We start from the raw sequence: 22,831 nt of genomic DNA on the forward strand, positions 1-22,831 counted from the left end.
TGATCGCCAAGTCCACCCGGCGCAGGGCTGTTCGGTCGGCGCAGGTGATCCTTGATTGACTTGTCCAAGAATTAGGGTTACGGACGCCCCCTTTCCACTGTACGGGTCGCGCCGGAAGTTCCCAGGTGCCGCCTTCAGCTCTCAGGAGTCGTTGTGTCCAAGCGCACGTACCAGCCGTCGAAGATCCGGCGCAACCGCGCCCACGGGTTCCGTAAGCGGAATGCCACCAAGGGCGGCCGGGATGTCCTCAAGCGCCGCCGCGCCAAGGGCCGTAAGCGCCTGGTGGTGTCGTCGTTCAAGAAGTAACTGGACGCACGGACGATGGCCGAGGGAGCGGCGCCGCGGGTGCCTCAGGCAACCGACGAGCGCTTCCCCAAGGCCTTTCGCCTGCTCCAGCGGCGTGAGTTTCTTGAAGTCCAGGAGGGCGGTCAGAAGCTTCCGTCCGACTGCCTCCTGGCCCTCGTTCAACGCAATTCCCGGGCGCACTCCCGCGTAGGCCTCACCGTTTCCAGCAAGGTGGGCAACGCGGTGGTGCGCGCACGCCTGCGCAGAGTGCTCCGCGAGCTGTTTCGCAAGCACCGCGGGCAATGGCCCCCCGGTCTCGACGTAGTCCTGGTCGTTCGCTCCTCGGCGAAGGAAGCCTCCTTCGCGCAAGTTTCCCGTGCGTTCGACGGTGTCACCCGTAAGCTGCAACGGCTCTTTCCGGCACCGCGCGTGCCTCCTAAAGAGCCCGCCCCATGAGTCCACTCGCCTTCGTCATCGCCCTGCCCATCCGCTTCTACCGGCGGTTCCTGGGGCCGCTGCTGCCGAAGGCGTGTCGGTTCCATCCCTCGTGCTCCACCTACGCCATGCAGGCGCTGGAGAAGCACGGCGGGTTCAAGGGCAGCGCCCTCACCGTCTGGCGCCTGCTGCGCTGCCAGCCATTCCACCCCGGTGGATTCGATCCCGTCCCCTGACGGTTTGCTTCCGCCCGCCCTCCGGCGCCGTGCCGCCGGGGCATAGGGAACTCCATGACGAACGACCCGCTGTCGCCCCAGTCCAACGATTCACAGAAGCGGCTGCTCCTGGCGCTCGCCCTCTCCTTCGCCGCCACCGCCGCCTACACCTTCTTCTTCGCCCCCAAGGGTCCGCCCCCGGGCGCGGAGGGGACGGACGCGGGCGTTGAAGTCGCCGCCACGCTGGACGCCGGCACCCCGGGCATGGCCGCCGTGCCGCCGCCGGGTGCGGCAGGCGAGGACGCGGGCACCCACGCGGAGGTCCCGCCGCCCCCCGCGCGCACCGCGGAGTTCGCCCGCCCGGAGGTGAAGTACACCTTCTCCTCGGAGGGCGCCGGCCTCACCTCCGCCGTGCTCCAGGGCACGAAGATGCGCGAGCAGCAGTCGCTCACCGTCAAGGAGGGCTTCGAGAAGCTCTTCGGCAAGGACATCCCCCCGCCGCCGCAGATGAACGTGGCGCACCCGGTCCCCGGCCAGCCCCTGCCGCTCGCGGTGACGATTGAGGGCGCTGCTCCGCTGGCGGCGAACACCCGCTACGCCGTGCAGGAGGGCCCCACCGACAACGGCGGCAGCGTGGTGTTCACCGGCCGCCAGGGTCCGTGGGAGGTGACGAAGACGGTGCTGTGGCCGCGCGAGGGCTTCGAGTTCACCTACACCCTCCAGGTGCGCAACACCTCCGCCCAGGCGCAGTCGGGCGAGCTCAAGGTGCACTACGGCCGCGCCATCGATCCGGAGTTCGAGCACGCGCCGTCCTTCTTCGGCGGCGTGGGCAACCTGAGCCGCTCCACGTGCTGGGTGGAGGACAAGCTCCACAACCTGTCCCCGGGCGACAAGCCGCCGGAGGAGACGAAGGGTCCCATCTCCTTCTTCGGCATCAACCAGCAGTACTTCCTGTCCGCGCTCTACCCGCTGGACGGCGCGCTCAACGGCCACTGCACGCTGACCGCCACTCCCACCGCGCGCGAAGTGTCGGCGGGCTTCCCGCTCAACGTGGCCCCCGGCCAGGTGGCCACGTTCCGCTTCGGCGGCTACGCGGGCCCCAAGGATCCGGACCTGCTGCGCCTGGTGCCCGGCGCGGAGCTGCGCTCGGTGGCCGGCCTGTCCACCACGACCTTCCATCCCATGATGGAGGACACGGTCGACTTCGGCATCTGGGCGGTGGTCTGCAAGATCCTCCTGGCCGTCATGAAGTTCTTCCACGGCATCGTGGGGAACTGGGGCGTCGCCATCATCCTGCTCACCGTGGTGGTGAAGCTGGTGCTGCTGCCGCTCACCTACCGCTCCATGGTCAGCATGGAGGCGGTGAAGGTGCTGCAGCCGAAGATGGAGGAGATCCGCAAGAAGTTCGCGGACGACAAAGAGCGCCAGAACATGGAGATCATGAAGCTGTACCAGGAGGCGAAGGTGAACCCCCTGGGCGGCTGTCTGCCGCTGCTCATCCAGATGCCGGTGTGGATTGCCCTGTTCACGTCGCTGCGCAACAGCTTCGAAATCTACGGCGAGCCCTTCTTCGGCCCCATCTGGCGTGACCTCACCTACAAGGACCCCACGTACATCCTGCCGCTGGCGCTGGGCGTGTCGATGATCATCACGCAGAAGATGCAGCCGCAGATGATGGACGCGGCGCAGGCGCGGATGATGACCTGGGTGATGCCCATCATCTTCACCTTCACGCTGCTCCAGTACCCGGCCGGCCTGTCGCTCTACATCTTCACGAACAACGTGCTCTCCATCGGCCAGCAGTGGGGCCTGCGCAAGTGGCTGGACCGCAACAAGAAGAACCAGACGGGCGGCGGGACGCCGGCGGTCGTCACCGCCGGGGGAGGCAAACGCAAGTGAGCGGGGCACAGGTGGTGGCGGGCGGCGGGGACTTCCGCCCCCGGGTGGAGAAGCTGCTCACGGACATCCTCGGACTGATGGGGTTCCCTGCGCGGCTGGACCTGCAGGACGCCACCGACGGCAGCCTGTCCGTGGCGCTCCACTTCGAGTCCGGCGCGCCTCCGGGCGTGGAGCCGGGCAAGCGCAGCCAGGTGCTGGATTCGCTTCAGTTCCTGCTCAACAAGATGCTCCACCGCCCCGGCGTGGAGCGCCGCTGGGTGATGCTGGGCGCGGGCGCCCACCCGGAGCCCCGGCCGCGCCGTGACGCGGCGGCGGCGCAGCAGCCGGCAGCCGCTGCCGCTCCGGTCACGTCCGTGGCGCAGGCGGCTGCCGCCACTCCCGCGCAGCAGCCGGCCCGGGCCGCGGCGCCTGCTCCGGCCGCGCAGCCGCAGCAGCGCAACGCCCGGGGTGGTCAGCCGGCGCAGCAGGCCGCGAAGCAGGTACAGGCCCCCGCGAAGAGCGCGGAGGCGGACGAGCGCACGCTGCAGGTCGAAGAGGATCCGGTGTTCCGGGAGGCCGTCCGCAAGCTCGCGGAGAAGTCCGCCAGCCTGGGGCGCTTCTATGCGTTCGCCGCGATGAAGACTGAGGACCGCGCGCGCGTCCTGAAGGCAGTAGAAGGAGTGGGTGGAGTGAAGGTGGCGGCGGAAGGCGAAGGCCGCAACCGACGCGTGGTGTTCACCCCGGCGAAGCCCGCCCCGATGCCCAAGCGGAGCCTGCTGCCGGACGACGACGAGGACGACGTCGACGCCTGAGCAGGTGTGCCCGCTTCGGGGCCGCTGGCGGGCGCGAGAGGAGCGAATGGGTAAGTCGAAGGGTTTGAAGGACAAGCTGTACGGCGCGGCGGTGCTGAAGATGAGCTTCCGCCTGCGAGGGGACGAGGAGTCCCCGGCGTTCCGCTTCGTCTACCCGGGCGTGCTGCGCGACCTGGCGGTCGACGACGCCGAGGTGGAGAAGTACATCGAGGAGCACCGCGACGTCGTGGAGCGCGCCGCTCGCGGCTCCACTCCGCCGCAGGGCGTCCGGTAGGGACTCGAGGGTGGGAGTCATGCGTGCGCCCGTCCGCCGGTGCTCCCCTGCCCTCCATGACGTCTGACTCCTCCACCATCGTCGCGCTCGCCACCGCACCCGTCGCGGGGGCCGTGGGCATCCTCCGCGTGTCCGGACCGGCCGCGCTGGAAGTGGGGCGGAGGCTGGCGCCCGGTGTCCCCGCGTCTCCCACTCCGCGCCATGCGTACCTGGCGTCGTTCGTGGACGCGGCGGGCGCGGTGCTGGATGAGGGACTGTTCCTCTACTTCCAGGCGCCCCGGTCCTTCACCGGCGAGGACGTGGTGGAGCTCCAGGCGCATGGCAGTCCTCGCCTCTTGCGGCTGCTGCTCGCGCGGGCGCTGGAAGATGAGCGCGTGCGTCCGGCGCTTCCCGGTGAATTCACCCGGCGCGCGTTCCTGAATGGCCGCATCGACCTGACCCGCGCGGAGGCGGTCGCGGACCTGGTGGCCGCGGATTCGGAGGCGGCAGTGCGCGCCGCGGCGGCCGGTCTGTCCGGTGCGTTGGCCGGGCGGATCCGCGCGCTGGAGACGCCGCTGCGCGAGCTGCACGCGGACCTGGAAGGCGTCCTCAACTTCCCTGAAGAGGCGGAGGGCGCGGACGCGGAAGCTGGCCCTCGCGTCACCGCGTTGCGCTCCGCCGCGGAGGCGCTGCGCGCGGAGGTGGGCCGTGGACGGCTGGTGCGCCAGGGCGCTCGCGTGGCGCTGTACGGCCCGGTGAACGCGGGCAAGTCCACGCTGTTCAACCGGCTGGTGGGCGAGGCCCGCGCGTTGGTGGACGACGAGCCCGGCACCACCCGCGACGCGCTGGAGGCTCGCGTCGAATGGGACGGCCTGGGCGTCACCCTCTACGACACCGCTGGCCTGCGCGAGGCGCCCGGACGCGTGGAGGCCCTGGGCATCGCGCGCACGCGGGAGCTGCTCGCGGCCGTGGACCTGGCCGTGCTCGTGTTGCCTCCGGGGACTTCGCGGGACGAGGCCTCGTCGTGGACGCGCGAGGCTGGCGCCACGCCCGTGCTCTCCGTCACCGGCAAGTGCGACGTGATGCCGGGGGCTCGGGAGGAACACGGCTCCGCCGCCCTCCCCTCCCCTGCCCCGCCGCGCGTCAGCGGCCTCACGGGCGAGGGCGTGGAGGCGCTCCGGACCTCCGTGCTCACGCGGCTGTGGGGCGGTGGCACTCCCTCCGCGGTAGCGTTGGTCTCCGAGCGTCACTCGGACGCCCTGCGTCGCACCGCCGAGGCGCTGGGCCGTGCCGAAGCGGCGTCACGCGTGTCCACCCTGGAGGTCCTCTCCGGCGAGGTGGGGCTCGCGCTGGAGGCCCTGGGCGAGGTGTCCGGAACCAGCGTTTCCGAAGCGCTTCTGGACACCCTTTTCCAGCGCTTCTGCATCGGGAAGTAGCGCCTTCGGGGGTGGCGGTCCGCATGTCAGACCCCTCCCTAGAATGCCTCGCGTTCACCGGCGCTCCCCGAGGATTCATGACGGCACTTCAGCACCTTCAACCCACCTCCCACTCCCTGCTCTCGGCGCTTCCGTCGGGCTGGGTCGGGGAAATCCTCGATGGCGAGTTGGTGGCCTCGCCCCGCCTCTCCGTGGCGCCCGCTCGCGCGGCCTTCATGATGGGCGTGGAGCTGGGAGAGCGGCTGGATACGCGCCGTGGCGGCAACGGCCGCTGGTGCCTCCTGCGCGCGCCGGAGCTGCACCTGGGCGAGGACATCCTCGTGCCCGACCTGGCCGCCTGGCGTCGTGAGCGCGTGGCCGCCCCGCCGGAGCCCGGCGCCGCCTTCTTCACCCTGGTGCCGGATTGGGTCTGCGAGGTCCTCACCCCCGCCACCACCGCGCTGGACCGGGCCCGCAAGCTGCCCCTGTATGCGCGGGCCGGCGTGTCCTACGTCTGGCTGGTGGATCCCGTCGCGCGCACGCTGGAGGTCTACCAGCGCCTCAAGCGCGGCTGGCTCCTCACCGCGAGCCACGAGGACGACGCCCTGGTGCGCGCCGAGCCCTTTACTTCCGTCCCCCTGGAGCTCGGCTCGCTGTGGCTCCCCGACGCGCCGGAGGAGATGCCCCGGCTCGTCGCGGTGCCCTGAAGCCGCGGCTTCAGCTCGCGTGCTTGAGGCGCGCTTCGTCGGAGGCGCGCGACAGCCGCCGCACGGAGCGCAGCAGCAGATCCGGATCCACCGGCGCCGCCACGAAGCCCCGCGCATGCACGGCCTGCGCGCGGGGCAGGTCCCGCTCCGGCGCCTTGCCCGCCACCAGCACCTGCGCGCGCAGCCGCTGCGCCAGCACCTCCATCGCGGGCAGCGGCGCCACCACCACCTGCGCCTCGGTCGCGGCGCACACGTCCCCCGTGCTCGCCACCTTCACCGTGAACCCCGCCCCGCTCAGCACCTGCACCAGGCCCGCCGCCGCGTCCGCGCCCCAGCCGTACACGAGCACCTGCTCGCGCTCCGTCACGCGCGGCTTCGGCGCCGGTGCCCAGGGGAACTCCAGCGGCGCCAGCATGGGCAGGTTCGCGCTGTCCGCCTGCCGCACGGGTTCGCGGACGGGCTCCGGCGCCAGCATGTCCGTCAGCTCCGCCAGGGACTGGCCCACCACCAGGGGCATGGACTCCTCCCACTCCGGCAGGGTGAAGCTCTCCATCCCGGGACGGCGCTGCGGCGTCGCCGGCTCACCCCGGTACAGCCGCCCGATGGCCCGTCCCAGCGCCGCGTCCGTGGCCAGCCGGGGCACCACCCTCGCCTTGCCGGACACGCTCTTCACCACGTCCAGCGTGGCCAGGCTCGCCGGCGCGGCCAGGGCCACCACCAGCACCTCCCGGAGCCCCTGCCCTTCCAGCCGCAGCGGCACCACGCGGTGGGCCTCCGCCACCTTGCACGGAATCAGCCTCGCGAGCGACGCGTCCAGCGGGCAGGCGTCCAGGTCCACCGACTCCACGCCGGACTGGGCCGCCAGCGCGGACAGCACCGCCTCCGCCGTGCAGAAGCGCTGGTCCACCACCACCTGCCCCAACGCCACGCCCCACTTGCGCTGGTACGCCAGCGCCGACTGCAACTGCAATGCATCCACCACACCCCGCGCGAGCAGGATGTCCCCCAGGCGCTTCTTCATCTCGTTCTCCTCCGGCCCCCCTCCGTGCTCCGGCCGGGACGACCTGCCCACCACTCCTGCCCCTGTACGTCAGGAGGGTGTAAAATTACAGTTAAACCGTAGGAGGCGAGTTGCAGCCAGGTGCTGGTTGCCTGCTCGGACCCAGAAGGTGCCGTTCGGCCACGCCTTCCCGCGGTTTCTCCGTCCTTCAACGAACCCCGCCTCAATCCTTGAGGGGGGGACGACAAAGCGGACGTTCATTGGCAGACCCAAGGGTGGCCGGATGTCGCAGACGTTCCTAGCCTGTACGCATGGCTGACGCGTGCCTGAGAGAATTCGTGCGGATGCTCCGCGCGCGCCGTGCCGCTCCCGGGGGACTCGCGGGGGTGGACGCGCGGATGGCGGGGCTGCACCTGGAGCCCTCCAGCCTCAAGCCCTACCTGCACTTCCTACCGGGCCGCTACACGCGCAACCTCGTCCACCGCGACGAGGGCATGGAGGTCATCGTCAACTGCTGGTCGCCGGGCGTGGCCTCGCCCATCCATGACCATGACGGTCAGGAGTGCTGGTTCAGCATCCAGCGCGGCGAGTTCCTCCTGGAGAACTACCCTCTGCTGGAGGGCGGAACTCAGCCTGGCATGGCGCGGCTGGGGGCGCCGGTACGCGTGGGGCCGGTGGGCGCCGGGCACGTGGACTTCCGCGACCCGGGCACCTCCATCCACCGCGTGAGCATCGCCGGCAACGCGCCGGGCATCACGCTGCACGTCTACGCCGGACCGGTGGCCAGCTGTCTCGTGTTCGACCCGCGCCGTCACCGCTGCGCGTCACACACCCTGCGCTACCACAGCATCTTCGGGCGACCGGTGCGGCCCAACGAAGGCCGCGTCCCGGTCCCGCTGCACGTCTGAGCTACCAGCGCACCTCCGGAAGCGGCGCGTACAGCATGCGCCCCTCCGCGCCCTGCCCGGTGAGGCCCAGCTTCGCGCCCACGCGGTACACGGCCCGCACCTGCTCCAGCACCTGGGACGACATGGCGGCGTGGCCGGTGGCCTCGTCATCGCTGTTGTCCGCTTCGTGCTTGCCCAGGAGCTCCGACAGCACCTGGCCCGTGGGCCGGGGGCGCGGGAAGACGACGATGCGGACCGGGGCGTCCTTCTCCAGCTTCGCGGCCTCGCGGGCCAGCTCCAGCGCCTTCGGGTAGCCGCCGAGCGCGTCCACCAGCCCGCGCTCCAGCGCGTCCTCGCCCGTCCACACGCGCCCCTTCGCGACCGCCTGGAGCTTCTCCAGCGGCATGTTCCGCGCCTGGGCGGCGCGGCTGGTGAAGTCCAGGTAGATGGTGTCCAGCTCGGACTCCAGCTGCGCGCGCTGCTCGGGGGTGAACTCCTGGTCGGAGCTGGAGAAGGTGGCGTTCTTGCCGAAGGCGATGGTGTCGAAGTTCACGCCCAGCTTCGCCCACAGCTCCGACGTGACGAACTTGCCGTTGTACACGCCGATGCTCCCCGTCAGCGTGCCCGGCTGGGCGACGATTTTATCCCCGGCCATGGCCACGAAGTAGCCGCCGCTGGCCGCGTACGTCCCCATGGAGACGATGACGGGCTTGCCCGCCTCACGCGCGCGCTGCACCTCCCGGCGGATGGTGTCGCTGGCGGAGTAGCTGCCGCCCGGGCTGTCCACGCGGAAGAGGATGGCCTTCACGGATGGGTCCTCCACCGCCTTGCGGAAGGCCGCCGCCACCGTGTCGCCGCCCATCACCTGGCCGCCGGAGAGCGGGTTGGACTGGCTCTTGCCGCGCAGCACCTCACCCACGCCGTAGATGAGCGCGATGGTGGTGCCCGTCTGGTGCGGCCGGCCCGCGCGCTCCAGGTACTTGTCCACGTAGAGGAACTCCGCGCCGTCTCCGGCCTGCTTCTTCAGCTCGTCGTGGATCTCGTCGCGGTAGCGCAGCCCGTCCACCAGCTTCGCGTCCACGGCCGCCTGGCCCATGAAGGGCGCGCGTTCGATGAGCGCGCGCACCTCGTCCTCGGTCAGCTTGCGGCCCTCGGCCACGCCCTTCACCACCTGCTGGAAGAGGCCGCCGCCGAAGGCCTCGGTGGCTTCGCGCTGGTGGGGGCCGTAGGACTCGTCGGTGAAGGTGTTGACGGCGTTCTTGAACTCGGCGCGCTTGCCGAACTCCGGCTTCACGCCGAACTTCGCGAAGGCGTCGCGCGCGAAGGGCGTCTCCATCACCAGGCCGGTGAGCCCCACGTCGCCGGAGGGCTGGATGTAGACGGCGTCGAAGGCGCTCGCGAGGTAGTAGGCGCCCGTGCCGTTGCCCGCCTCACCGAAGCCATCCGCGTAGGCCACCGCCCGCTTGCCCGACGCGCGGAAGGCCTTCACCGCGTCCCGCAGCTCCTGCACCTGCGCCGAGCTGCCCGGCTGCCCGATTCGCACCACCAGCGACTTCACCCGGGGGTCCGTGGCGCCCTTCTCCAGGCCCTCCACCACGTCCCGGAGTGACGTGGGTTCCTCGCCGAAGGCGCCCGCCAGGGACGTGTCCAGCGTGTACTCCGGCAGCGGCTGCTGCAGGTCCAGCTCCAGCACCAGGTTGGACGGCACGCCTGGCTTGCTCGATGCCGCGAGCATCAACAGCCCCACCACACCCACCACGAAGAGGATGGACAGCGCTCCAATGAAGGCCAGCGCGCCAATGAAGAAGCGTTTCATCCGGAAGGACTCCTGGTGCCCAAGTACCCGAGGGGCGTTCCCCCATCTGGCGGCCTACCATCAACGCGCGCGTCCGACGACGCTTGCGTGCGATGCATTGATGGACGGCGGACGGGGAGCCAGGGCCCGCCCCTCCTGGTGGCCCGGGGGCGGGCCAGCATCCGGCCCCGGGCGAGGGCCGCCGCGGTGCACACCGTGCTTCTTGGAGCCAGGGGAACCAGGGGGCATCCGGCCCCGGGAGGCACGGGATGCAGAAGCGACGGTTGGGCAATTCCGACATGGACCTCACGGCGCTGGGGTTCGGCGCGTGGGCCATTGGAGGGGGCGGCTGGGCGTTCGCCTGGGGCACGCAGGACGACGCGCAGTCCATTGAAGCCATCCAGCGCGCGTTGGATTCGGGCATCAACTGGATTGATACGGCGGCGGTGTATGGGCTGGGGCACTCCGAGGACGTGGTGGCCCGGGCGCTGAAGGGCCGGGACAAGAGCCCGTATGTCTTCACCAAGTGCGGGATGGTCTGGGATGACGAGGGCAAGGTCAGCCGCAGGTTGAAGCCGGACTCGGTGCGCAAGGAGTGTGAGGCGTCGCTGCGCCGGCTGAAGGTGGATGCCATTGATTTGTATCAGGTGCACTGGCCGGTGGATGACGAGGCGGAGCTTGAAGAGGGATGGACGGCGCTTGCGGAGCTGCAACGGCAGGGCAAGGTGCGCTGGTTGGGCGTGTCCAACTTCAATGTCTCGCAGCTGGAGCGGGTGCGGCGCATTGCTCCGGTCACGTCGTTGCAGCCGCGGTACTCGCTCATCCATCAGGACATCGAGGACGAACTGCTGCCCTACTGCCAGAAACAGGGCATCGGGGTGATTGTGTATTCACCCATGGCGTCCGGCCTGCTGACAGGGGCGATGACACGCGAGCGCATCCTGGCGATGCCAGATGACGACTGGCGCCGCGGCAGCGCGGACTTCCAGGAGCCGAAGTTGTCGCATCACCTGTCGCTGGTGGAGCGCATGCGTGAAGTGGGCGCGAGGCATGGGCGTTCTCCAGCGGAGGTGGCCCTTGCATGGACGTTGCGGGATCCGGCCGTCACCGCCGCCATCGTGGGGGCGCGCAGCGCGAAGCAGGTGGAGGGTTTCATCCACGCGGGGGACTTCCGGCTGACGTCCGAGGAGGTCCGCGAGGTGGAGGAGGTCCTGGGGGCCGGCTCCGCGATGGCGCCTGGCGGCATCTACGCCTGAGTGAGGAGGCGCATGGAGGGCTCAGTTCTCCCCTGGGCCGTCCATGCGCACTTCCAGGACGTCGATGCGCTTGCGGTCCGTGGTCTGGGCATCCGCGAGGTGATTCAGCATCCGACCCATTTGACCGAACATCTTCGTCTGGGTGCGTTTGACGCCATCTACCTCCCTCGCCAGCTCAGAGACGTGCGTGGTGAGCTCCCCCATGTTGTCGCGGAACCCATCCACCTCCTGCGAGAAGGCGCGGACCTGATCCGCGAAGATCCGGGTCTTCCTGTAGACGACCCGGCACTTCATGCGGAGCACCCGCAGCGCCTTCTGGGTTCGCGCGTACTGCACCTCCGACTCCTCCTGCATCTCGCGGAACTCCTGCAGCATCTGCAGCATCAGGTCCCCGCCCATCGCCTTCGCCATTCCGTACCCTCCCTGGTGACGCGCGAGTCTCCTACCAACCCATCCTGACATCGGATCCGCGCCAGGATACATGACGACCTGTGAGGTTGGAAGCGCGGGACAGGACCTGGGACGGTCCACGGGTGTCCCTGGGTGGACGCCTGCCGGGTGGGCCTGGGTTTCTCGGGATGGGAGGACCCGGTGGAGCGGTTAGAAGTCCCGTGCCTACTCCTTCGCACCCTGAGGACCGCATGACGCGTCGTACACCGCTCGCCCTGCTGGCTGTCCTGCTCGTGGCGGCCCCGCCCGTGTGGGCCCGGGCCCCGGCTCCCCTTCCGAAACCCGCTGCCTCCTCGACCGCGCGCGCCCAGACGAAGCCGGCCGCCCTGACCCCCGTCGCGAGCGTGGAGGGCATCACCGAATACCGCCTGCCCAATGGCCTTCGCGTCCTGCTCTTCCCGGACCCCACCAAGGCCACCGTCACCGTCAACGTCACCTACCTGGTGGGCAGCAAGCACGAGGGCTACGGCGAGACGGGCATGGCGCACCTGCTCGAACACCTGATGTTCAAGGGCACGCCCACCACCCCCAACGTGCCCCAGGCCCTCACCGAACGCGGCGCGCGCCCCAACGGCACCACCTGGTTGGATCGCACCAACTACTACGAGACCCTGCCCGCGTCGGACGACAACCTGTCCTGGGCGCTCGCCTTCGAAGCGGACCGCATGGTCCACAGCTTCATCGCGCGAAAGGACCTGGACAGCGAGATGACCGTGGTCCGCAACGAGTTCGAGTCCGGCGAGAACGACCCGCGCGGCATCCTCTTCAAGCGCACCATGAGCGCCGCGTACCGCTGGCACAACTACGGCAAGGCCACCATCGGCGCGAAGGCGGACCTGGAGCACGTGCCCATCGACCGGCTCCAGGCCTTCTACCGGCGCTACTACCGCCCCGACAACGCGACGCTCGTCATCGCCGGACTCTTCCAGCCGGAGAAGGCCCTGGCGCTCGTGCAGTCCACCTTCGGCAAGCTGCAGAAGCCCGCGGAGCCCGTGCCCGTCACGTACACCGAGGAGCCCACCCAGGACGGTGAGCGCGAAGTGACGCTGCGCCGCGTGGGCGACAACCAGCTCATCTCCAGCGTCTACCACGTGCCCGAGGGCGCCCACCCCGACTTCGCCGCCATCGACGTGCTCACCCAGGTGCTGGGCGACGTGCCGTCCGGCCGCCTCTACAAGGCGCTCGTGGAGACGAAGAAGGCCTCTCGCGCGGGTGCGTTCAACTTCCAGCTGCGCGACCCGGGCGTCATCGGCTTCCGCGCCGAGGCCCGCCAGGATCAGCCCCTGCCCCCCGTGCGTGAAGCGCTGATCAAGACCGTGGAGGAGGCCTCCCGCACGCCCTTCACCGACGAAGAGGTGAACCGCGCGAAGACGGCCCTCGCGAAGCAGACGGAGCTGCTCCTCAACAACTCCGAGCGCGCCGCCATCCTCCTGTCCGAGTGGGCCGCAGTGGGCGACTGGCGCCTGCTCTTCCTGCACCGCGACCGCATCGAGGCCGTCACTCCCGCGGATGTCACCCGCGTGGCCGCCGCGTACCTCAAGAGCTCCAACCGCACGATGGGCACCTTCGTGCCCACGCCGAAGCCGGACCGCTCGGAGCTGCCGCCCGCGGTGGACGTGGCGAAGATGGTGGACGGCTACCAGGGCAAGGCCGCTGTCGCCCAGGGCGAGGCCTTCGACCCCTCCCCCGCCAACATCGAGTCTCGCGTGCAGCGCGGCGAGCTGGCCAACGGCGTGAAGTACGCGCTGCTGCCCAAGAAGACGCGCGGCGAGATGGTCAACCTGGCGCTGGACCTGCGCTGGGGCACCGCGGAGACCTTGAACGGCAAGCTGCCCGCCGCCACCTACGCGGGCGGCATGTTGATGCGCGGCACCACGAAGCACACCCGCCAGCAGCTCTACGACGCGCTCGACAAGCTCAAGGCCCGCGTGGGCGTGGACGGCGGCGCGATGGGCGCCAGCGTCTCCATCGAGTGCCCTCGCGCGAGCCTCCCGGAGGTCCTCAAGCTGGTGGCCGAGGTGCTGCGCGAGCCCGCGTTCGACGCGAAGGAGTTCGCGCTCCTCAAGCAGGAGCGGCTGGCCTCGCTGGAGTCGCAGCGCAGCGAGCCTCAGCCCCAGGCCAGCATCGCGTTCTGGCGCCTGCTCAGCTCCCAGTACCCCAAGGGCCACCCGTACTACGTGCCCACCCTGGACGAACGCCTGGCCGACGCGAAGGCCGTCACGCTGGAGCAGGCGCGCGACTTCCATCGCAAGTTCTACGGCGCCTCGCGCGGGGAGCTCGCGGTGGTGGGTGACTTCGACGCGAAGGAGCTCACCTCGCTCGTGGGCCCCCTGCTCGACGGCTGGAAGAGCCCGGCGCCCTACGTGCGCGTGCCCCGCACGTTCCAGGACGTGGCCCCGAAGTCCGTCGTGCTGGAGACGCCGGACAAGGCCAACGCGTACTTCCTCGCGGGACAGCTGCTCCAGATTCGCGACGACGACGCGGACTGGCCCGGCATGATGATGGGCAACTTCATGCTGGGCGGTGGCTTCCTCAACTCGCGGCTGGCCACGCGCGTGCGTCAGCAGGACGGCCTGTCCTATGGCGTGGGCAGCAGCCTGTCCGCCCAGGAGCTGGACACCGTGGGCTGGTTCCTCACCTACGCCATCTACGCGCCGCAGAACGCCCAGAAGCTGGAGGCCGCCATGCGCGAGGAGGTCACCCGCGCGGTGCAGAAGGGCTTCACTCCGCAGGAGCTGGACAAGGCGCGCGCGGGACTTCTGGAGTACCGGCAGTCCGCTCGGGCGCAGGATGGGAACCTGGCGCAGCAGCTGACCGAAGGCCTGTATCTGGGGCGCACGCTGAAGTTCGACGCGGACCTGGAGGCGAAGCTCCAGAAGCTGACCGCCGAGGACGTGCGCAAGGCCCTGTCCAACCACCTGGACTTCAGCAAGGCCACCCTCGTGCGCGCGGGTGACTTCGCGAACGTCCCCAAGCAGCAGGCCCCGCAGGCTCCGGCGCCGGCCAACTAAAGTCCGCGCCCATGCCCGTGCAATTGGTGGAAGGCGACCTGCTGGACCAGCCGGTGGACGCCATCGTCAACGCGTGGAACCGGAACATCATCCCCTGGTGGCTGCTGTTGCCCCAGGGGGTGTCCGGGGCCATCAAGCGCCGGGGTGGCACGGCGCCGTTCCGCGAGGTCGCGCGCGTGGGGCCCATGCCGCTGGGCTCGGCGGTGGTGACCGGGCCGGGGCGCCTGCCCTTCAAGGGCATCATCCACGTCGCGGGCATCAACATGCTCTGGCGTGCGTCCGCGCGGTCCATCCAGGACTCGGTGCGAAACGCGCTGGAGCGGGCCGGGGAGCACGGCTTCCGCTCCGTGGCGCTCCCCATCATCGGCGCGGGCTCCGGGAGCTTCAATGAGGACCGCGCGCTGGAGTTGATGCGCGAGGCGTTGGGGGATGCCCCCGCTTTCGACGTGCGCGTGGTGCGCTTCCGCCGTTAGACGGAGCGCACCTCTTCACACGCGAAGCGAGGGTGACATGATCGACCTGTACACGTGGGGCACGCCGAACGGTTTCAAGGTCTCCGTGGCGCTGGAGGAACTGGCGCTGCCGTACACCGTGCATGCGCTGGACATCTCCACCGGGGTGCAGAAGCAGCCCGCGTTCCTGGCCATCAACCCCAATGGCCGCATCCCTGCCATCGTGGACCGCGCGGAGGGCGACTTCGCCGTCTTCGAGTCCGGCGCCATCCTCATCTACCTGGCGGAGAAGACGGGCCGGCTGATGCCCACGGATGCGAAGGGCCGCTCGCGAGTCATCCAGTGGCTGATGTTCCAGATGGGCGGCGTGGGTCCCATGCAGGGGCAGGCCAACGTCTTCTTCCGCTACTTCCCGGAGAAGATTCAGCCCGCCATCGACCGGTACCAGAACGAGACGCGCCGCTTGTACACGGTGCTGGAGAGCCGGCTGAAGGACCACGAGTACCTGGCCGGCGACTACAGCATCGCGGACATCGCGAACTGGGCGTGGGTGCGCTCGCACGAGTGGGCGGGCGTGTCCCTGGACGGGCTGCCGGGCGTGCAGCGGTGGCTGGCCGCCATCGAGAACCGGCCTGCGTCGCAGCGCGGACTGGACGTGCCCACGCCTCGCAAGCAGGAGGACGCTCGGACCGCCGCGCAGCGCATCGAGGGTGCTCGCGGGCTCATCCAGCGCTGAGGCGCCCTCCCCTCCCCTGCCCTGTCGCATGGCCCCGAACATCCGGACATCCGAGCCCGGCGTGCGCATGATGGGGCCGTTCATGGCTCCCGAGACGGGAGCCCAGGGAGCGGATGACATGGGAGTGGTGCGGAGCCTGGGGCGGTGGGCCGGACTGTGTCTGGCATTGGGATTGTGGGGCGCGTGCACGCCGAGCGGTAGTGGCACCGTGCGCGCGTCGCGGGACAACGTGGCGCCGGATGGCTGCGCGCCGGCCACGTGCTCGCAGGCGATGGTGGCCTGTGGCCGGACGCCGGATGGGTGCGGCGGGTTCATCGACTGCGGCGACTGTCAGGCCGGCACGTGCACCCACGGCCGCTGCGTGGCCCCGCCCGTGCCCGCCGAGCCGAAGAAGGACCCTACGGGCCCCATCAGCACCTGCACCCCCGGGTGCAAACCCAACGAGTCCTGCGTGGACGACCGCTGCGTCTGCCAGCGCGCGACGTGCGCCACGCTGGGACTGAAGTGCGGCACCGCGGATGACGGCTGCGGCGGCATGTTGCAGTGCGGCGCGTGCGTGCCGGCGTGCCGGCCGGACGAGATGGAGTGCTGCGGCGCGTGCATCCCCAAGTCGGACGGGCGCTGCCCGGAGAACGTGCACTGCCCCAGCCGGTCGAACCCCCCGGCCACCCGCTGACGCCGAGCGGTTCCGGGCCCTGGTGAAGGGCCTGGAACCGGCAATGTCAGACCCCCCCGCTATACCCTTCCCCGTCGCGCACACGGGAGGTCCGCCGGCCTCGCTGGTTCGAGTCCGAAAGCCCAATGCGCCCTCACCGCACGGGTAGGTCTGGCTCCCGTGTGTGCGACGCCATGTGAAGGCACGAGGTCCGGGGGACTCGTGCGGGAAAGGTCCCATGGATGCCATCGCCGTCGAAGGGCCAGAGACGCCACCGGTGTGTCAGGCGCGTCCTTGACGGATCCACGATGACTGGTGCGCGCGAGGCGGGCGGCGTTGTTACCCCTCCCACTGCCCGCCTCGCGTGCTCCCAAACTTGTGGGTCAGGGGGTGTAGAGCTCCGCGCTGGCGAAGTCGGAGCCAGATTCATACCCGCCCGCCACGAGCACCTCGCCGGAAGGGAGCAGCACCGCCGCGTGGGAATCCCGTGTGCTCGCTGTCAGGCCTGCCAGGGTCCAGGTTCCACGCTCGGGGTCGTAGAGCTCCGCGCTTTTACGCGATTGGGAACTGCCGACGATCAGCACCTTGCCGGAGTACAGAAGGGTGGCGGTATGCCTTGAGTGGACCTGCATCATGCCGCCGGTCGTGACCCATCGGTCCCGCGTGGGTTCATAGAGGACGGCGCTGGAGGTGGCCGGACCCTCGTTCACCGCACCGCCAGCCAGGAGTACGCCTCCTGAAGGCAGCAGCGTCGCTGTGTGGAGACGCCGACCCTCAGGCATTGGGGCCACCGTCGTCCATGAACCGGTTTCCGGATCGTACACCTCCGCGGATTTCAGGTCCGTGTAGGAGCTGCCTCTGCCTCCTGTCACCAGGACCTTGCCGGAAGGTAGCAACGTGGCGGTATGGCTTCCGCGCGCCTCGCTCATGCTCCTTGTCAGAACCCAGACGCTCCTCCCCGGGTCATAGAGTTCAGCGGTGGCGAGGTACCGACTGCCGTCAAATCCGCCTGTCACCAACACCTTGCCCGAGGGCAGGAGCGTCGCGGTGTGCTCGGTGCGGCTCGAGACCATGTTTCCCGTGGAGGTCCACGCTCCCGTCGTAGGGGCATACAACTCCGAAGCAACGAGAGGCGTTCCTTTCTCATCCGAGCCTCCGGTGATCAGGACCTTGTCTGAAGCGAGAAGCGTCGCGGTGTGGCTGTCGCGCTTCGTGAGCATGCCTTCGGGATAGGTCCAGGCATTCGCGACCGGGTCGTAGAGGGCCGAGACATCCGCCGCGCCGCCGTAGCGGCCTCCTGCCAGGAGCACGCTCCCCGAGGAGAGCAATGTCAGCGTTCCATTGATCCGGGGCGAAGTCGCGAGCTGGGTGGCCATCCAGGTTGAGATACCCGGGTTGTGCATCTCCGAGGTGGCCATCTCGTTGAAGGGAATTTTACTGACGCCTCCTGTGACCAACACCAGCCCACTCGACAGCAGCGTGGCCGTATGCCCGAAACGTCCCATGGCGAGGTTGCCGCTGGGAGTCCAGGCATTGGAGGCCGGATCGTACAGCTCGGCATCGTAGAGAAAGGAGGAGTTGTTGCCACTGCCACCCGACAGCAAAACCTTGCCTGAGGGCAACAGTGTGGCCGTATGGAAATTGCGGCCCGTGGTCATGCTTCCGGTGGAGGTCCAGGTGGCCGCGGATGGGTCGTATACCTCCGCCGACGCAAGTGACGAGCCAATGGATCCGGTGAAACCTCCGGCTATCAGGACGAGGCCCGAAGGCAGCAGGGTGGCTGTGTGGTCCCGGCGCGGATCGGACATGAGTCCCGCGGAGGTCCAACGCTCCGTCTCCGGGTCATAGACTTCGGCACTGGCGAGCACGGTTCCACCGGCATCCGCGCGGCCACCCGTCACCAACACCTTGCCGGAGGGCAGAAGCGTGGCCGTATGCCCATGGCGAGGCGAGACCATGCTCCCGGTGTCAGCCCAGGTTTTTGTCTCAGGGTCGTACAGCACCGACGTTCCGATTGGACCCCCATTGCCGGAGCCGCCCGTGACGAGGACCTTGCCCGAAGTCAGCAGCGTGGCGGTATGTCCATACCGAGCCGTGGCCATGCTCCCCGTGTTCGACTGGGAATAGCTGCTGGAACGATCCCACAGGTGGAGCTCCGCGGAGGCGAGGGGCTGGTTATTGCTGGCAAGGCCACCGGTGATCAGGACATGGCCTGAAGGCAGCAGCGTGGCCGTGTGTTGTTCACGGGCCGTGGCCATGTTTCCGGTGCGTGTCCAGGTCCCTGTTGCCGGGACGTACACCTCGGTGGTCGCGGCTTGCCCTCCGTTGCCGGAACCGGTGAAGGCTCCCGCCACCAGCACTTCCCCCGAGGGTAGCAACGTGGCCGTGTGGCCCCTTCGGCCCGTGGTCATGGTTCCCGTCGAATACCACCTCGGGCAGTTCGGAATGCCCACGACATGGAAAAGTGCAGTGAGCGTCTTGCCCTGTGGGTCCCTGGCCATGACCGAGAGAGAAGCCCAGGGTCCCACCCAAAGGCATGCAGGCGCCGTCCATCGAACCTGGCTGGAGTCGCGGGTGTTCTCGGGAGGGCCCAAGGTTCCCTCGGAGGAGATCCAGGTGAACTGGACCACCGCTCTTGCTGGGGCTTGGGTTTGAACGAAGAACGTCAGTGGTTTCCCGCCTTCACCGTGTGAAGTGGACTGGGGCGTCTGGACGAACTGGAACGTCACCGGTTCTTCCTCGTCCCCGGTGCCCGCATCGAAGCGCACGCCGGCATCCCGGATGCCGCAGCGTCCGGGGTTCCGCTGGCAGAAATCCTCCAACTCCTCATCGAAGTCAGTGCATGCGGGCAGGGCCATCAGCAGGACGCCCATGAAACACATCCACGGCCTGTTCACGGCCACCTCCCCGCGACGAACGCCGAAGTCCCATCCGTGCCCAACGCCAGACTCCCCTCCCCTGCCCCGGAAGGCTTCGCTGTCAGATACAGGCCCAGGGACACGCCCAGCCCCACCACGCCTGCTCCCGCGAGGCCCAGTCCCACGGCTTGATAGGTCCGTCCCCGCGAGGCGCTGTTCTTCGCGTCCTCCAACGTGGCGAGGTTCGCGACATCGCTCCGGAGCGCGGTGCGCTCCAGCCGGGACAGCGCATAGGACAGCCCGCCTCCTGCCAGCAGTGCACCTCCCGCTATCGCGGAGATCCAGGCGACGTCGCTTGAACCCGGACGGCTCGCGGCCACCTGGGGCGTGGGCATGACAGGCATTGCCTGGGGCACGACCGTGGCCGGTTCCGGTGGCGCGGGCGGAGGTTGAACCTCCACGACAGGTGCAGGCGGCGGAGGCTCTACCGGCTTCGCGGCAAGCTGCCGCTGCGCTTCCAACTCCCCCTTCACCTGCTGTCGCAATTCCTCGAACCGCTGCTCCACCTTGGGAGACACAGCCAGGGGAAGCTGCTCATCTGGTTGCAGTGACAGGGCCGCCTTGAACGCGGCATCGCTGTCTTCGGTCCGCCCCAGGTCCGCGAGGATGATGCCTTCCAGGAGCGAGATGCTCACGGTGTCCTCCGCACGTGCCGAAAACCGGCGGGCGCAGCCGAGCTCCTCCAACGCATGCTCGTATTCGAGGTCGTCGTAGAAACGCCCCGCGGCCAGGAAGCAGGCCTTTCCCTGATCATTCTCTTGAGCCGTCGCCCCCAGTGGAGTGAGGACCAGACTGCTCAACACCACGCCCACGACACACTTCCTGCCCGCCTGTCTTTTCATGAAGCCTCAGGTGCCCGGCACCCCGTCAAAAAAGCGCGCGAATGTGTGCCGAGCCGGCATGGGCCGCATAGTTGGGTCAGACAGACACCGTGACAGGTACGGGTGACCCGGGAGTGCCGTGCAATACCTCGCACCCTCGGCAGTCCAGGCGGGTGAGGAACCAGCCGGGTGGACGGTGTCCCCATGCCCGGCTTGCCACGGACGCGCCGGGGCGTGATACCCCCGGGACGCGATGGAACTCCGATACGACATCGTCGTGGTGGGGCTGGGCCACGCGGGCTGCGAGGCGGCGCTCGCGTGTGCTCGCATGGGCCTGTCCACCCTGGGCGTGACGCTCAAGCGCGAGCGCGCCGCAGTGATGAGCTGCAACCCCGCCGTGGGTGGCACCGCCAAGGGGCACCTGGTGCGCGAGCTGGATGCGCTCGGCGGACAGATGGGCCGCGCGGCGGACCTCGCGGGCACTCACGTCAAGGTCCTCAATCCCTCCAAGGGCCCCGCCGTGCAGGCCACTCGCGTCCTCTGCGACCGTGACGCCTACGCCGCCGGCATGCAGGCCGTGCTCTTCACCCAGCCGAACCTCACCGTGCACGAGGGCGAAGTCGCGGCCGTCGTCGCGGAAGAGGGGAGGGTGAAGGGCGTGGTGCTGGGAGACGGCACCCAGGTGGTGGCCCGCGCGGTGCTCCTCACCACCGGCACCTTCCTCCGCGCGCTCATGCACGTGGGCGAGCAGAAGGAGGTCGGCGGCCGTCTGGGAGACGAAGCCGCGCGCGGCCTGTCGGAGTCGCTGCACGCGCTCGGCTTCACGCTGGGCCGCTTCAAGACGGGCACGCCCGCGCGACTGTCCCGCGACAGCATCGACTGGGATGCCGTCACGCCGCAGTCGGGAGACGTGGGCGTGCGGCCGTTCTCCTGGCGCACGCAGGTGGAGCAGGGCCTGCCGTTCCCGCGTCGGCCCTCGGTGATGTGCGGCCTCACCGCGACGACGGAGGCGACGCACCGGCTGCTGCGCGACAACCTGCACCGCTCGCCGCTGTTCCAGGGGGACATCGTGGGTCGAGGGCCCCGGTACTGCCCGTCGCTGGAGGACAAGGTGGTGCGCTTCGCCGCTCGCGAACGGCACCAGGTGTTCCTGGAACCGGAAGGGCCCACGTCGCCGCTCGTGTATCCGGCGGGCCTGTCCACCAGCATGCCCGCGGACGTGCAGCTGGAGTTCCTGCGCACCATCCCGGGCCTGTCCCGCGTGGAGGTGGTCCGCTACGGCTACGCGGTGGAGTACGACTTCGCGCCGCCCACGCAGCTGCACCCCTCGCTAGAGACGAAGGCCGTCGCGGGCCTGTTCTTCGCGGGCCAGCTCAACGGCACCTCCGGCTACGAGGAGGCCGCCTTCCAGGGCCTGTGGGCCGGCATCCAGGCGGCGCTCCAGGTGAAGGGCGAACCGGCGCTCGTCGTGGGCCGTGACGAAGCGCACGGCGCGGTGCTCGTGGATGACCTGGTGACGAAGGGCGTGGACGAACCGTTCCGCATGTTCACCAGCCGCTCCGAACACCGGCTCAAGCTGCGCGAAGGAAACGCGGACCTGCGGCTCGCGCGTCACGGACATTGCGTGGGGCTGTTGCCGAAGGAGGCCCTGGAGCGCGCGGAGGCTCGGGCCCACGCGGTGACGGCGGAGGTCGCGCGGCTCAAGCGCACCGGTCTGGCCATGCGCCTCAAGCGCCCGGAGGTGACGTACGCGCAGCTGGCGCAAGAGCGCGAGGACTTCCCGGTGCTCGCCCCCGAGGTCGCGGAGGAGGTGGAGGTGGAGGTGAAGTACGAGGGCTACATCGCCCAGGCCGCCCGGGCCGCGGCGCGCGAGGCGGAGGCGTCCGACCGTTGGCGCATTCCGGACACGTTCCGCTTCACGGACGTGCGCGGTCTGGGTACGGAGGCGGTGGAGAAACTGTCCGCGCACCGGCCCGGGACGGTGGGGCAGGCTCGGCGGATTCCGGGCCTGACGCCCGCCGCGGTGTCCCTGCTCCTGGTCGCTCTCAAGCGGGGACAGGGGCCGTCAAGTGATCAGGAACAGGGCTGTGGATAACGTGTGGACATTTCTGGGGATTGATTTCTCCTGAGTGATTCCAAGGACTTGAAGGGCCCTTCGGGGTGGAGGTGTTGTGGATAACGCGCGGTTCTCAGATCAGCTGGCATCCGGATGCAGTGCGTTGGGCATCACCGTGGGACCGGACGTGGGCCCCAAGCTCCAGCGGCTGATGGCGGAGCTCCTGAAGTGGAATGCGAAGGTGAACCTCACGGCCATCACCGCGCCGGAGGAGGTGCTGGAGAAGCACTTCCTGGACTCGCTGGCGGTGCTGCCGGAGGTGAAGGGCGCGACGTCGCTGCTGGACCTGGGCGCGGGCGCGGGCTTCCCCGGGCTGCCGCTCAAGCTGGAGCTGCCGGAGATGGGCGTGACGCTGGTGGACACGGTGGGCAAGAAGATCGCGTTCATCAAGGCCGCCGCCGCCAGCCTGGGCCTCGTCGGCGTGCGCGGGCTGCACGCTCGAGCGGAAGGGAAGCCGGAGACGGAAGGGATTCCGCGCGCGCAGGTGCTCATCGCGCGAGCGTTCATGGACCTGCCGGACTGGCTGAACCTGGCGCCCGCGTACTTGGAGGAGGGCGGACGCGTGGTGGCGATGCTGGGCAAGCAGCAGACGGACGCGGAGCTCCAGGCGCGCGCGGCCGAGCGCAACCTGCGCGTGGTGTCCGCTCGGGCGTACCGGCTCCCGTTCTCCGGCGCCGAGCGTCAGGTCGCGGTGTTCGCGAAGCAGTAGGGGAGGGGAGGGCGCTCGGGCTCGG

21 protein-coding genes are annotated in these 22,831 nt (G+C 69.5%); 16 read left to right on the forward strand and 5 right to left on the reverse strand.

The features are described 5' to 3' along the window. The first annotated feature begins 153 nt into the window (after window positions 1-153). The 8 genes from rpmH to D7Y15_RS17330 all read left to right on the forward strand — a co-directional run bounded on the left by rpmH (window position 154) and on the right by D7Y15_RS17330 (window position 6,000). Window positions 154-306 (forward strand): 50S ribosomal protein L34, encoded by a 153-nt coding sequence (gene rpmH, locus D7Y15_RS17295; protein ID WP_120526629.1) that lies wholly within the window; start codon window positions 154-156, stop codon window positions 304-306. 15 nt (window positions 307-321) lie between these two features. Continuing rightward, a complete protein-coding gene (gene rnpA, locus D7Y15_RS17300; protein WP_120576130.1) occupies window positions 322-741 on the forward strand; it encodes a ribonuclease P protein component in 420 nt (139 codons plus the stop codon). After that, a complete protein-coding gene (gene yidD, locus D7Y15_RS17305; RefSeq protein ID WP_120576129.1) occupies window positions 738-956 on the forward strand; it encodes a membrane protein insertion efficiency factor YidD in 219 nt (72 codons plus the stop codon). Before rnpA ends, yidD begins: the two co-directional genes overlap by 4 nt. 54 nt (window positions 957-1,010) lie before the next feature. After that, entirely contained in the window at window positions 1,011-2,834 is a 1,824-nt protein-coding gene (gene yidC / locus D7Y15_RS17310; RefSeq protein ID WP_121753277.1) for a membrane protein insertase YidC, read from the forward strand. Next, window positions 2,831-3,625 carry a hypothetical protein gene (locus D7Y15_RS17315; RefSeq protein WP_120576127.1) on the forward strand — a complete coding sequence of 265 codons (795 nt, stop codon included), beginning with the start codon at window positions 2,831-2,833 and terminating at the stop codon, window positions 3,623-3,625. Before yidC ends, D7Y15_RS17315 begins: the two co-directional genes overlap by 4 nt. 46 nt (window positions 3,626-3,671) lie before the next feature. Beyond that, complete coding sequence (locus tag D7Y15_RS17320; protein WP_120576126.1) at window positions 3,672-3,899, forward strand: hypothetical protein; 228 nt, start codon at window positions 3,672-3,674, stop codon at window positions 3,897-3,899. A 56-nt stretch (window positions 3,900-3,955) separates the two neighbouring features. After that, the gene (mnmE, locus tag D7Y15_RS17325; protein ID WP_121753278.1) at window positions 3,956-5,314 is read left to right on the forward strand and encodes a tRNA uridine-5-carboxymethylaminomethyl(34) synthesis GTPase MnmE; all 1,359 of its coding nucleotides are present in this window, start codon (window positions 3,956-3,958) and stop codon (window positions 5,312-5,314) included. A gap of 77 nt (window positions 5,315-5,391) precedes the next feature. Then, window positions 5,392-6,000, forward strand: a complete 609-nt coding sequence (locus tag D7Y15_RS17330; RefSeq protein ID WP_120576125.1) for a Uma2 family endonuclease — start codon at window positions 5,392-5,394, stop codon at window positions 5,998-6,000. Between the two features lie 10 nt (window positions 6,001-6,010). Here D7Y15_RS17330 and D7Y15_RS17335 read toward each other — a convergent pair whose 3' ends face one another. Beyond that, window positions 6,011-7,021: a general secretion pathway protein GspE gene (locus D7Y15_RS17335; protein WP_121753279.1), complete on the reverse strand. Its 1,011-nt coding sequence runs from the start codon at window positions 7,019-7,021 to the stop codon at window positions 6,011-6,013. A 323-nt stretch (window positions 7,022-7,344) separates the two neighbouring features. Here D7Y15_RS17335 and D7Y15_RS17340 point away from each other — a divergent pair, with 323 nt between their 5' ends. Continuing rightward, the gene (locus tag D7Y15_RS17340) at window positions 7,345-7,908 is read left to right on the forward strand and encodes a cysteine dioxygenase family protein (RefSeq protein WP_233604986.1); all 564 of its coding nucleotides are present in this window, start codon (window positions 7,345-7,347) and stop codon (window positions 7,906-7,908) included. A gap of 1 nt (window position 7,909) precedes the next feature. Here the strand turns inward: D7Y15_RS17340 and sppA are convergent, their stop codons facing one another. Next, window positions 7,910-9,703, reverse strand: coding sequence for a signal peptide peptidase SppA (gene sppA / locus D7Y15_RS17345; RefSeq protein ID WP_121753281.1), 1,794 nt, complete (start codon window positions 9,701-9,703; stop codon window positions 7,910-7,912). Window positions 9,704-9,951: 248 nt separating this feature from the next. Between sppA and D7Y15_RS17350 the strand changes: the two genes are divergently transcribed. Next, window positions 9,952-10,938, forward strand: a complete 987-nt coding sequence (locus D7Y15_RS17350; RefSeq protein ID WP_120576121.1) for an aldo/keto reductase — start codon at window positions 9,952-9,954, stop codon at window positions 10,936-10,938. 21 nt (window positions 10,939-10,959) lie between these two features. On the opposite strand, the gene D7Y15_RS17355 is transcribed toward D7Y15_RS17350, so the two are convergent. Continuing rightward, the gene (locus D7Y15_RS17355) at window positions 10,960-11,349 is read right to left on the reverse strand and encodes a hypothetical protein (RefSeq protein ID WP_120576120.1); all 390 of its coding nucleotides are present in this window, start codon (window positions 11,347-11,349) and stop codon (window positions 10,960-10,962) included. 230 nt (window positions 11,350-11,579) lie between these two features. Between D7Y15_RS17355 and D7Y15_RS17360 the strand changes: the two genes are divergently transcribed. The 4 genes from D7Y15_RS17360 to D7Y15_RS44180 all read left to right on the forward strand — a co-directional run bounded on the left by D7Y15_RS17360 (window position 11,580) and on the right by D7Y15_RS44180 (window position 16,263). Beyond that, a complete protein-coding gene (locus D7Y15_RS17360; RefSeq protein WP_199745937.1) occupies window positions 11,580-14,399 on the forward strand; it encodes a pitrilysin family protein in 2,820 nt (939 codons plus the stop codon). Window positions 14,400-14,410: 11 nt separating this feature from the next. After that, a complete protein-coding gene (locus tag D7Y15_RS17365) occupies window positions 14,411-14,872 on the forward strand; it encodes a macro domain-containing protein (protein WP_121753283.1) in 462 nt (153 codons plus the stop codon). Window positions 14,873-14,909: 37 nt separating this feature from the next. After that, a complete protein-coding gene (locus tag D7Y15_RS17370) occupies window positions 14,910-15,587 on the forward strand; it encodes a glutathione S-transferase family protein (protein WP_120579471.1) in 678 nt (225 codons plus the stop codon). Window positions 15,588-15,669: 82 nt separating this feature from the next. After that, on the forward strand, window positions 15,670-16,263 hold the full coding sequence (locus D7Y15_RS44180; RefSeq protein ID WP_148712797.1) for a hypothetical protein: 594 nt from the start codon (window positions 15,670-15,672) through the stop codon (window positions 16,261-16,263). A 362-nt stretch (window positions 16,264-16,625) separates the two neighbouring features. Here the strand turns inward: D7Y15_RS44180 and D7Y15_RS17380 are convergent, their stop codons facing one another. Further along, window positions 16,626-19,115: a kelch repeat-containing protein gene (locus tag D7Y15_RS17380; protein ID WP_233604987.1), complete on the reverse strand. Its 2,490-nt coding sequence runs from the start codon at window positions 19,113-19,115 to the stop codon at window positions 16,626-16,628. Window positions 19,116-19,135: 20 nt separating this feature from the next. Then, on the reverse strand, window positions 19,136-19,795 hold the full coding sequence (locus tag D7Y15_RS17385) for a hypothetical protein (RefSeq protein WP_147452188.1): 660 nt from the start codon (window positions 19,793-19,795) through the stop codon (window positions 19,136-19,138). 439 nt (window positions 19,796-20,234) lie between these two features. Between D7Y15_RS17385 and mnmG the strand changes: the two genes are divergently transcribed. Beyond that, window positions 20,235-22,076 carry a tRNA uridine-5-carboxymethylaminomethyl(34) synthesis enzyme MnmG gene (mnmG, locus tag D7Y15_RS17390; protein WP_121753286.1) on the forward strand — a complete coding sequence of 614 codons (1,842 nt, stop codon included), beginning with the start codon at window positions 20,235-20,237 and terminating at the stop codon, window positions 22,074-22,076. Window positions 22,077-22,152: 76 nt separating this feature from the next. Beyond that, the gene (rsmG, locus tag D7Y15_RS17395; RefSeq protein ID WP_120579475.1) at window positions 22,153-22,806 is read left to right on the forward strand and encodes a 16S rRNA (guanine(527)-N(7))-methyltransferase RsmG; all 654 of its coding nucleotides are present in this window, start codon (window positions 22,153-22,155) and stop codon (window positions 22,804-22,806) included. The last annotated feature ends 25 nt before the right edge of the window (window positions 22,807-22,831 follow it).

Origin of the sequence: Corallococcus sp. AB030 (assembly GCF_003668965.1) — a bacterium.
GTDB lineage: Bacteria > Myxococcota > Myxococcia > Myxococcales > Myxococcaceae > Corallococcus > Corallococcus exiguus.